Origin of the sequence: Streptomyces sp. NBRC 110611, assembly GCF_001590865.1 — a bacterium.
In the GTDB taxonomy this organism is placed as follows: domain Bacteria; phylum Actinomycetota; class Actinomycetes; order Streptomycetales; family Streptomycetaceae; genus Streptomyces.
Window position 1 is genome coordinate 1 of record NZ_BBUY01000007.1, and the last position, 10,189, is coordinate 10,189.

The following is a 10,189-nucleotide window of genomic DNA, read 5'->3' on the forward strand; positions in this document are numbered from 1 at the left end:
CGCTGTTCGTCGGCTTCCACGGCACCTTCCTCGTCCAGCACTGGCTGGGTGCCGAGGGCATGCCGCGGCGTTACGCGGACTACCTCGCGTCCGACGGCTTCACGCTGCTGAACACCATCTCCACGATCGCGTCGTTCCTGCTGGGCCTGTCGATCCTGCCGTTCTTCTACAACGTCTGGAAGACCGCGAAGTACGGTGAGAAGGTCACCGTCGACGACCCGTGGGGCTACGGCCGTTCGCTGGAGTGGGCGACGAGCTGCCCGCCGCCGCGGCACAACTTCCTCACCCTGCCGCGTATTCGCTCCGAATCCCCGGCATTCGACCTGCACCACCCGGAGATCGCGGCACTCGACGCGCTGCACAACGGCCACGGCGCCGAGGCCGACAAGTCCCTCGCCGGCGGCAAGGAGGCGGGCAAGTGAAGATCCAGGGCAAGATGTTCGTCTGGCTGAGCGTCTTCATCCTCGCCATGGCGATCGTCTACGGCGTCTGGTCGAAGGAGCCGGCGGGCACCACCGCACTGTTCCTCTCCTTCGGTCTGTGCATCATGGTCGGCTACTACCTGGCCTTCACGGCCCGGCGGGTCGACGCCGGAGCGCAGGACAACGAGAACGCCGAGGTCTCGGACGACGCCGGTGAGCTGGGCTTCTTCAGCCCGCACAGCTGGCAGCCGCTGGCCCTGGCCGTCGGTGGCGCGCTCTCCTTCCTGGCGGTCTGCTTCGGCTTCTGGCTGCTGTACTTCTCCCTGCCGGTGATCCTCGTGGGCCTCTTCGGCTGGGTGTTCGAGTACTACCACGGTGAGAACCGCACGCAGTAAGCACACAAGGCGAGAACCGCACGGCTGACACGCCGTGCAGCGGGCCCGGACACCCCAACAGGTGTCCGGGCCCGCCCCGTTCGGCGGCCTGGGAGACACCCGTTTGCAGTCCTCCGACGCGCCGGGAAAGGTGATTCTTCGTACTTTTGGGGCATGAGCTACAGACCTCGAACCCGGACGGTGCTGAGCTGCGGCCTCCTGCTCGTGCCCCTCGCGGTGAGCACCGCCGCCTGCGGGGGCTCGAACTCGCTCTCCGCCAATCCCTACGACGCGGACGACCAGATCACCGCGAACACCCCGGACGGACAGCGGAAAGCCGACCCCGACACCCCGCTCGAGGTCTCCGTCACGGACGACGAGGCCCGGATCACGGACGTGACCGCCACCGACGCCACCGGGCGCACCCTGCGCGGCGAACTCAGCGCCGACGGCAGGCACTGGCGCACCACGGCCCCCCTGGCCGCCGGCACCCGCTACACCGTGCGGGTCAGCACCGAGGACGAGGACGGCGCCCCCGGCCGCAAGACGTTCCAGGTCCACACCAAGGGCGCGGACGGCCGGCTGACCGCCGTCTTCGGCCCGGAGAGCGGCCAGTACGGCGTCGGCCAGCCGGTCACCGCCGAGCTGTCCAAGCCGGTCAAGGACCCGAAGGCACGCGCCCTCGTCGAGAGCGCCCTGAAGGTCGACTCCATGCCGCGCGTCGAGGGCTCCTGGCACTGGGTGGACGACAAGAAGCTGCACTTCCGCCCCAAGGAGTTCTGGCCCGCCCACGCGACCGTCTCGGTGCACAGCAACCTCGCCGGCCTGAAGATCGCCAAGGGGCTCTACGGAGGCGTCTCCAAGCCCGTCAGACTCACCACCGGCGACCGCGTGGAGGCCGTCACCGACGCGGCGAGCCACCAGATGACGGTGAAGCGCAACGGCCAGGCGATCAAGACCCTCCCGGTCACCACCGGCAAACCCGGCTTCTCCACCCGCAACGGCGTCAAGGTCATCCTCGGCAAGGAGAGCTTCGTACGCATGCGCAGCACGACCGTCGGCATCGCCGCCGGCAGTTCGGAGGCCTACGACCTGCCGGTCTACTGGGCCACCCGGGTCACCTGGAGCGGCGAATACGTCCACGCCGCACCCTGGTCCGTCGGCTCGCAGGGCGCGGCGAACGTCAGCCATGGCTGCACCGGGATGTCCACCGGCAACGCCCGGTGGTTCTTCAACACCGTGCGGGTCGGCGACGTCGTCACCGTGATCAACAGCAGCGGCGACACCATGGCGCCGTTCGGCAACGGCTTCGGCGACTGGAACATGCCCTGGCAGGAGTGGCGCGCCGGCAGCGCCCTGAAGGGCGCGGCGGGCGGCACCACAGGAGCGGCCCACCGCGACCGGAACCCGGCCCCCGACGCCCGCCTGCGCCCGGAGATCTAGGGCCCCGGCAGAGGGCGCCGAGGGGGCGCTCAGCGCCCGTTCACACCCCCGCCAGGTGCTGACGGCGCAGCAGGCCGGCCAGGGCGTCGGCGAAGGCCACCGGGTCGATCGGATGGGGCACCGCGGCGTCCGCCCGGCTCCAGGTCGCCAGCCAGGCATCCTGCGGGCGGCCGATCAGCAGCAGGACCGGCGGGCACTGGAAGATCTCGTCCTTGATCTGCCGGCAGACGCCCATCCCGCCCGCCGGCGCGGTCTCGCCGTCCAGTACACAGACGTCGATGCCGCCCTGCTCCAGGGCCGCCAGGACCGCCGGCGCGGTGGCACACTCCAGGATCTCGATCTGCGGGACATCGGCGGCGGGGCGCCGTCCGGCCGCCAGCCGGACCTGCTCGCGGGTGCCCGCGTTGTCGCTGTAGACCAGCACCGTGGCAGTCGCCTGCATCGTTCCTCCACGCTCTCGTAGTGGCACAGCATCGGGTGGTACGGATGCGCCGGATGCTACTCCGGTAACCGCGGCCGGCAGCAGGGGCCGGACCGGCCCGGGATCTTCCCGACGGCCCGTCAGAACCGGCCCGCGCGGCCCCCGCGGACGCCCTCGGCGGCCCCGCTTCCCCCCTTCGAGCGATGACGGAAATGGGCCGTAAGAGCAGGGCATACGTCCTTGACACACCGAACGGCACCCCCCGGAGTGAGGGCGGGATAAGCGACCGACATAATGTCGGTCGTGGCGACAGCAACGACAGTAGAAACCGGGCACGCGCACCCGACGGTCAATCGGCCGAACCTCACCAGCGTCGGAACCATCATCTGGCTGAGTTCCGAGCTGATGTTCTTCGCGGCCCTCTTCGCGATGTACTTCACCCTCCGATCGGTGACCGGATCCGAGTACTGGAAGGAGTCGGCCGATGCGCTGAACCTTCCGTTCTCCGCGACCAACACCACGATCCTGGTGCTCAGCTCGCTGACCTGCCAGCTCGGCGTCTTCGCGGCCGAGCGCGGCGATGTCAAGAAGCTCCGCGCGTGGTTCGTGGTCACCTTCGTCATGGGTGCGATCTTCATCGGCGGTCAGGTCTACGAGTACACCGAGCTGGTCAAGCACGAGGGCCTGTCGCTCTCGTCCGGCCCCTACGGCTCGGTGTTCTACCTGACCACCGGATTCCACGGACTGCATGTGACGGGCGGTCTGATCGCCTTCCTGCTGGTCCTGGGCAGGACGTACGCGGCCAAGAGGTTCACCCACACGCAGGCCACCGCGGCCATCGTCGTGTCTTACTACTGGCACTTCGTCGATGTCGTCTGGATCGGCCTCTTCGCCACGATCTACCTGATCAAGTAGGTAGTCCGGTCCACCACCGGACCCGCATATCAGACAGACATAGCCAAAGCATCGACGCAGAAGATCCTGACACCGGGGTAATCCGTGAAAAAGCTCTCCGCACGACGGCGCCATCCGCTGGCGGCGCTCGTCGTCCTACTCTTCGCGCTGGCGGTCACCGGGGGGCTGTACGCCGCGTTCGCGCCGGCGGACAAGGCTCAGGCCGATGACACCGCCCAGTCCCTTGCCATCAAGGAGGGCAAGAAGCTCTACGCCGTCGGCTGTGCAAGCTGCCACGGCACCGGCGGTCAGGGCACCTCCGACGGCCCGAGCCTGGTCGGCGTCGGCGCCGCCGCCGTCGACTTCCAGGTCGGCACCGGCCGGATGCCGGCCCAGCAGCCCGGCGCCCAGGTGCCGCGGAAGAAGGCCATCTACAGCACCGCCGAGCGGGAACAGCTGGCGGCCTACGTCGCGTCGCTGGGCGCCGGCCCCTCCGTCCCGGAGAAGTCGCAGTACAGCCCCGACGGTGCCGACATCGGCAAGGGTGGCGAGCTGTTCCGCACCAACTGCGCGCAGTGCCACAACTTCACCGGCAAGGGCGGCGCCCTCACCAACGGCAAGTACGCGCCGACGCTCCAGGGCGTGGACCCGAAGCACATCTACGAGGCCATGGAAACCGGCCCGCAGAACATGCCCTCCTTCGGTGACGGCACCCTGAGCAAGCAGAACAAGAAGGACATCGTCGCGTACCTCGGCGCCGTCAACGGCGACGAATCCGCGAGCCCCGGCGGTATGGAGCTCGGCGGCCTCGGACCGGTGGTCGAGGGCCTCTTCGGTTACATCTTCGGCCTGGGCGCGCTGGTCGCGGTCGCCATCTGGGTCGCAGCCCGGACTACGAAGGCCAAGAAGTCATGAGCGAGACTGGACGACACGCAGACGTGCCAGAAGAAATTCTTCCCAGTGAGCGGGAGACGGCTCACGAAGCTGCGGTGACCAAGGCGGACCCGTTCGCCGACCCGGGGCTGCCGCCCCACGAGCACCGCGCCCAGGACATCGACGAGCGGGCCGCCAAGCGCTCCGAGCGCACCGTCGCCCTGCTCTTCCTGGTGTCCATGATCGCGACGGTCGGCTTCATCGCCGCGTACGTCGCGATCCCGATCGAGAAGATCGTCTACATCTTCCCGCTCGGCCACATCAGCGGACTGAACTTCGCGCTCGGCCTGACCCTCGGTGTCGCGCTCTTCTGCATCGGCGCCGGCGCGGTCCACTGGGCCCGCACGCTGATGTCGGACGTGGAGGTCGCCGACGACCGTCACCCGATCGAGGCCACCCCCGAGGTCAAGGCCAAGGTCATGGCGGACTTCCGGGAGGGCGCCGCCGAGTCGCAGTTCGGCCGCCGCAAGCTGATCCGCAACACGATGTTCGGCGCGCTGGCCCTGGTGCCGCTCTCCGGCGTCGTCCTGCTGCGGGACCTCGGGCCGCTGCCCGAGCGGAAGCTGCGCACCACGAGCTGGAAGAAGGGCGTCCGGCTGGTCAACCAGTCGACCAACCAGCCGCTGCGTCCCGAGGACATCGCGGTCGGCTCGCTGACCTTCGCCAAGCCCGAGGGCCTGGCGGACGACGACCACGACTTCAACAACAAGATCGCCAAGGACTCCCTGATGCTCGTGCGGATCGAACCGCGCAACATCAAGGACAAGCGCGAGCTCGAGTGGTCGCACGAGGGCATCGTCGCGTACTCGAAGATCTGCACCCACGTGGGTTGCCCGATCAGCCTGTACGAGCAGCAGACGCACCACGTGCTCTGCCCCTGCCACCAGTCGACCTTCGACCTCGCCGACGGCGGGCGAGTGATCTTCGGTCCGGCCGGACACGCCCTGCCGCAGCTGAACATCACGGTGAAGGACGGCTACCTCGAGGCCGTGAGCGACTTTGAGGAGCCCGTCGGCCCGAGCTTCTGGGAGCGCGGATGAGTAACGAGACAAGCGCGACCACCACGCGCCGTGGCCAGGCGCCACGGGGCGAGCGGATCGCCGACTGGGCGGACGGCCGACTGGGCATCTACAGCCTGGCCAAGGCCAACATGCGCAAGATCTTCCCGGACCACTGGTCCTTCATGCTGGGTGAGGTCGCGCTCTACAGCTTCATCATCATCATCCTGACCGGTGTCTACCTGACGCTGTTCTTCCACCCGAGCATGGCCGAGGTGACCTACCACGGTTCCTACGTGCCCATGCAGGGAATCCGGATGACCCAGGCCTTCGAGTCGACGCTGGACATCAGCTTCGACGTCCGCGGCGGCCTGCTCATCCGTCAGATCCACCACTGGGCCGCGCTGGTCTTCCTGGCCGCGATGATGGTCCACATGATGCGGGTGTTCTTCACCGGCGCCTTCCGCAAGCCGCGCGAGGTCAACTGGCTGTTCGGCTTCCTGCTGTTCGTGCTGGGCATGTTCACCGGCTTCACCGGCTACTCGCTCCCCGACGACCTGCTCTCCGGCACCGGCGTGCGGTTCATCGAGGGCGTCATCCTGGCGATGCCGCTGGTCGGTTCCTACCTGCAGATGTTCATCTTCGGCGGCGAGTTCCCCGGGCACGACATCATCCCGAGGTTCTTCACGATCCATGTGCTGCTGCTGCCCGGCATCATGCTCGGCCTTCTGGTGGCGCACCTGATCCTGGTCTTCTACCACAAGCACACCCAGTTCCCGGGTGCCGGCAAGACCAACAACAACGTCGTCGGCATGCCGCTGCTGCCGGTCTACATGGCCAAGGCCGGAGGCTTTTTCTTCCTGGTCTTCGGTGTGATCTCGGTGATCGCCGCGATCGCCAGCATCAACCCCGTATGGGCCATCGGACCGTACCGGCCCGACCAGGTCTCCACCGGTGCGCAGCCGGACTGGTACATGGGCTTCGCCGAGGGTCTGGTCCGCGTCATGCCGGGCTGGGAGTGGAACTTCTGGGGCCACACCGTCAACTTCGGTGTGCTGATCCCGATCCTGATCTTCCCCCTGGTCCTGGTCGCCATCGCGGTCTACCCGTTCGTCGAGTCCTGGGTCCGCGGCGACAAGCGCGAGCACCACATCCTGGACCGCCCGCGCAACGTGCCCACCCGTACCGCCTTCGGTGTGGCCTGGCTCGTCGCGTACTTCGTGATGCTGGTCGGCGGTGGCAACGACCTGTGGGCCACCCACTTCCACCTGTCGATCAACGCCATCACCTGGTTCGTCCGGATCGGGTTCTTCGTCGGACCGGTCCTCGCGTTCATCATCACCAAGCGGATCTGCCTCGGCCTCCAGCGCCGCGACAAGGACAAGGTGCTGCACGGCCGCGAGTCCGGCATCATCAAGCGCCTGCCGCACGGTGAGTTCATCGAGGTCCACGAGCCGCTCAGCCAGGAGCAGCTGCACACCCTCACCCAGCACGAGCAGCCCAAGCCGTTCGAGGTGGGCCCGGAGGTCGACGAGAACGGCGTCCGGCGCAAGATCAAGCGCTCGGAGAAGCTCCGCGCCAAGCTCTCGAAGGGCTACTACGGCGAGGACAACGTCATCGCCAAGCCCACGGCCGAGGAGTACCAGGAGATCACCAGCGGCCACGGCCACCACTGATCCCCCGGGCGCCTCGTAGCGCACCGTAGGAAACACGCCACCCAGAGGGCCCCGTCCTGATCATTGGACGGGGCCCTCCGGCATGTCGCCGGCTCGATAGGCTGACCGCAGGGAAAGCCGACACACCAGGAGCGTGGACCATGAACGTTGTGACCCCGGCAGGCGGCGACAGCGTGGCGGCCCACACCTGGCCGGGCATCCTGAACGCCCTCCTCGACGGCCGTGACCTCACCGCCGACGACACCGCCTGGGCCATGGACCGGATCATGCGGGGCGAGGCCGGTGACGCCCAGATCGCCGGTTTCGCGGTGGCCCTCCGCGCCAAGGGCGAGACCGTCGCCGAGATCTCCGGCCTGGTCCGCGCCATGTACGAGCACGCGCGGCTGATCGACGTCCCCGGCCCCAGCGTCGACATCGTCGGCACCGGCGGCGACGGCGCCAAGACCGTCAACATCTCCACGATGTCCGCGATCGTGGTGGCCGGCACCGGCGCCAGGGTCGTCAAACACGGCAACCGCGCGGCGTCCTCCGCCAGCGGAGCCTCCGACGTCCTGGAGAAACTCGGCGTCAACCTCGACCTCAGCCCCCAGCGGGTCACCGAGGTCGCCCGGGAGGCGGGCATCACCTTCTGCTTCGCGGTGAAGTTCCACCCCGCACTGCGGCACGTCGCCAACGCCCGGAGCCAGTTGGGCATCCGTACGACGTTCAACGTGCTGGGCCCGCTGACCAACCCGGCCCGGGTCCGCGCCCAGGCGACCGGGGTCGCCGACGCCCGCATGGCGCCGATCCTCGCCGGCGTCCTCGCCGAACGCGGCTCCTCCGCGCTCGTCTTCCGCGGCGACGACGGCCTCGACGAGCTGACCACCACCGCCACCTCACGGGTATGGATCGTCCGTGACGGCACGGTCCGCGAAGTGGCCTTCGACCCCCGCGACGTCGGCATCCCCCTCGTCCCGGTGGACGCGCTGCGCGGCGCCGACGCCTCGTACAACGCCGATGTGGCCCGCCGCCTGCTGGACGGCGAGACCGGCCCGGTACGCGACGCGGTGCTGCTGAACTCCGCCGCCGCCCTGGTCGCCCTGGAGATCGGCGACGCCCCCCTGCCCGAGCAGATCAGGGCCGGCATCGAGCGGGCCGCCGAGTCCATCGACTCCGGCGCGGCCCGGCGGGCCCTGGAGCGCTGGGTGGCCGCCAGCAACGCGTAGGGCCTGTCCGGCCCCGGCACGCCGCCGAACCGGGGTGCCGGTTCCTCCGGGCACCGGCACCCCGGGCATCCCGTCATCCGGACAACGGTTGCGCGACGGCGATCAACTGAACTACTTTCCTTCCCAGGTCACGAGTGACAGCGATGCAGGCCCCGGCCCGCTGTCCGGCAACCCTCCTTCCGTGGCGGGGTGCCCCGGGTGATGACCAGGTCGCAGGCAGCGAGGTCTGCGGCAAGCGCGGATCCCTCGCCAGGGATCCTGGTCCCCGAGGGAGAACTTCCGTGAACCAGCGAATGCGATAGGGCCCGACGGCCCCTCTCCGCGCCCTTCCCACGCTGCGACTTTCTCTTCACGTCTCTTCACGCTGCGGCCGTGCCGCGCGCCCCGCGCCCCTCGTTCCTCGCCGTGCCGCAGCGAATTCGCCTACTTCTCACGGGAGTTCGCCATGTCCGTATCCACCGTTGCCGCCGCTGCCGCTCCTGCCGTCACCACCGCCGACCGGTCCGTCCCCGCCCCGCTGCCCGTTCTCGGCCGGGACGTCCGGGTCCCGCTGGCCACCGGCGGTGACATCGAGTACGCCGCGCTGGACTACGCCGCCAGCGCTCCCGTGCTGCAGCGGGTCTGGGACGATGTGGCCGCCTACGCCCCGTACTACGGCAGTGTGCACCGCGGCGCCGGACACCTCTCGCAGCTGTCCACCGAACTCTTCGAGAACAGCCGCGCGGACGTCGCCGCCTTCCTCGACTGCCGCCCCGACGACCAGGTCGTCTTCACCCGCTCCACCACCGACTCGCTCAACCTGTTGGCCGCCGCCCTGCCGGCCGGCACCCGGGTCTTCGTCTTCGAGACCGAGCACCACGCCGCACTGCTGCCGTGGGCGCGCCGCGCCGACACCGCCGTGACCTACCTCGACGCGCCGCGGACGCACCAGCAGGCCGTGGACACCCTGGAGCAGGCCCTGGCCGCCCGCGAGCCCCATGGCCCGGCGCTGGTGTGTGTGACCGGTGCCTCCAACGTCACCGGTGAGCTGTGGCCGGTACGGGAACTGGCCGCCGCCGCGCACGCCCACGGCGCCCGTATCGTCCTGGACGCGGCGCAGCTCGTCCCGCACCGCCCGGTCTCGGTCCGCGACCTCGACGTCGACTGGGTCGCCTTCTCCGGGCACAAGCTCTACGCGCCGTTCGGCGCCGGGGTGCTGGCCGGGCGCCCGGACTGGCTGCGCGAGGCCGAACCGTACCTCGCGGGCGGCGGCGCCAGCCGCACCGTCACCCGGCACACCGGCGGCCTCGACGTCGAGTGGCACGAGACCGCCGCCCGCCACGAGGCCGGCTCGCCCAACGTCATCGGCGCCTACGCCATCGCCTCCGCCTGCAAGGCACTCACCGAAGCCGGATGCGACGCCCTGGCCGCCCGCGAGCAGCACCTGACCGACACCCTTCGCACCGGCCTCGCCCAGGTGCCCGGCCTCAGGATCCTCTCCCTCTTCGGCGACGACGCCCCCCGCGTCGGCGTCCTCTCCTTCGTCGTCGAGGGCCGGTCCAGCACACAGCTCGCCGCCGCACTCTCCGCCCAATACGGCATCGGCGTCCGCGACGGCCTCTTCTGCGCCCACCCGCTCGTCCGCACGCTGCTCGACAGCGACCCGCACACCCCCGGCGAGTGCGGCACCCCCGAGACCGCACCGGCCGAGGCCCCGCTGAGCGCCCTCCGCGTCAGCGTGGGCGTTGGCACGCCGGAGGAGCACATTCAGCGCCTAATCGCTGCGCTGGCTGCGCTGGCTTAACTTCCCACGTTGTCGGCTTTCCCGCCGCGGTGGTTTCTCG

The 10,189-nt window shown here is 69.4% G+C and carries 9 protein-coding genes, 1 pseudogene and 1 riboswitch; of the genes and pseudogenes, 9 read left to right on the forward strand and 1 reads right to left on the reverse strand.

The window, feature by feature from the left end; genetic code table 11:
* The 3 genes and pseudogenes from AZE13_RS17130 to AZE13_RS17140 form a co-directional block, all read left to right on the forward strand.
* A pseudogene (locus tag AZE13_RS17130) lies at positions 1-422 on the forward strand (cytochrome ubiquinol oxidase subunit I); the annotation flags it as partial.
* Positions 419-817 carry a cytochrome c oxidase subunit 4 gene (locus tag AZE13_RS17135; protein ID WP_066932022.1) on the forward strand — a complete coding sequence of 133 codons (399 nt, stop codon included), beginning with the start codon at positions 419-421 and terminating at the stop codon, positions 815-817. The pseudogene AZE13_RS17130 and the gene AZE13_RS17135, both read left to right, overlap by 4 nt.
* A 153-nt stretch (positions 818-970) precedes the next feature.
* Positions 971-2,239 (forward strand): Ig-like domain-containing protein, encoded by a 1,269-nt coding sequence (locus tag AZE13_RS17140; protein WP_258527849.1) that lies wholly within the window; start codon positions 971-973, stop codon positions 2,237-2,239.
* A gap of 40 nt (positions 2,240-2,279) precedes the next feature.
* Here the strand turns inward: AZE13_RS17140 and AZE13_RS17145 are convergent, their stop codons facing one another.
* On the reverse strand, positions 2,280-2,681 hold the full coding sequence (locus AZE13_RS17145) for a hypothetical protein (protein ID WP_066932026.1): 402 nt from the start codon (positions 2,679-2,681) through the stop codon (positions 2,280-2,282).
* A 273-nt stretch (positions 2,682-2,954) separates the two neighbouring features.
* Between AZE13_RS17145 and AZE13_RS17150 the strand changes: the two genes are divergently transcribed.
* The 6 genes from AZE13_RS17150 to AZE13_RS17175 all read left to right on the forward strand — a co-directional run bounded on the left by AZE13_RS17150 (position 2,955) and on the right by AZE13_RS17175 (position 10,149).
* On the forward strand, positions 2,955-3,575 hold the full coding sequence (locus AZE13_RS17150; RefSeq protein WP_066932028.1) for a heme-copper oxidase subunit III: 621 nt from the start codon (positions 2,955-2,957) through the stop codon (positions 3,573-3,575).
* 84 nt (positions 3,576-3,659) lie between these two features.
* Positions 3,660-4,469: a c-type cytochrome gene (locus AZE13_RS17155; RefSeq protein WP_066932031.1), complete on the forward strand. Its 810-nt coding sequence runs from the start codon at positions 3,660-3,662 to the stop codon at positions 4,467-4,469.
* Positions 4,466-5,527, forward strand: coding sequence for a Rieske 2Fe-2S domain-containing protein (locus AZE13_RS17160; RefSeq protein ID WP_398780159.1), 1,062 nt, complete (start codon positions 4,466-4,468; stop codon positions 5,525-5,527). The genes AZE13_RS17155 and AZE13_RS17160 overlap by 4 nt, the downstream gene beginning before the upstream one ends.
* Positions 5,524-7,161: a cytochrome b gene (locus AZE13_RS17165; RefSeq protein WP_066932035.1), complete on the forward strand. Its 1,638-nt coding sequence runs from the start codon at positions 5,524-5,526 to the stop codon at positions 7,159-7,161. Before AZE13_RS17160 ends, AZE13_RS17165 begins: the two co-directional genes overlap by 4 nt.
* A 140-nt stretch (positions 7,162-7,301) precedes the next feature.
* Entirely contained in the window at positions 7,302-8,366 is a 1,065-nt protein-coding gene (gene trpD / locus AZE13_RS17170; protein WP_066932037.1) for an anthranilate phosphoribosyltransferase, read from the forward strand.
* A gap of 126 nt (positions 8,367-8,492) precedes the next feature.
* A riboswitch (SAM riboswitch) is annotated at positions 8,493-8,610 on the forward strand.
* A gap of 201 nt (positions 8,611-8,811) precedes the next feature.
* Positions 8,812-10,149: an aminotransferase class V-fold PLP-dependent enzyme gene (locus tag AZE13_RS17175; protein ID WP_066932039.1), complete on the forward strand. Its 1,338-nt coding sequence runs from the start codon at positions 8,812-8,814 to the stop codon at positions 10,147-10,149.
* Positions 10,150-10,189: the final 40 nt, after the last annotated feature.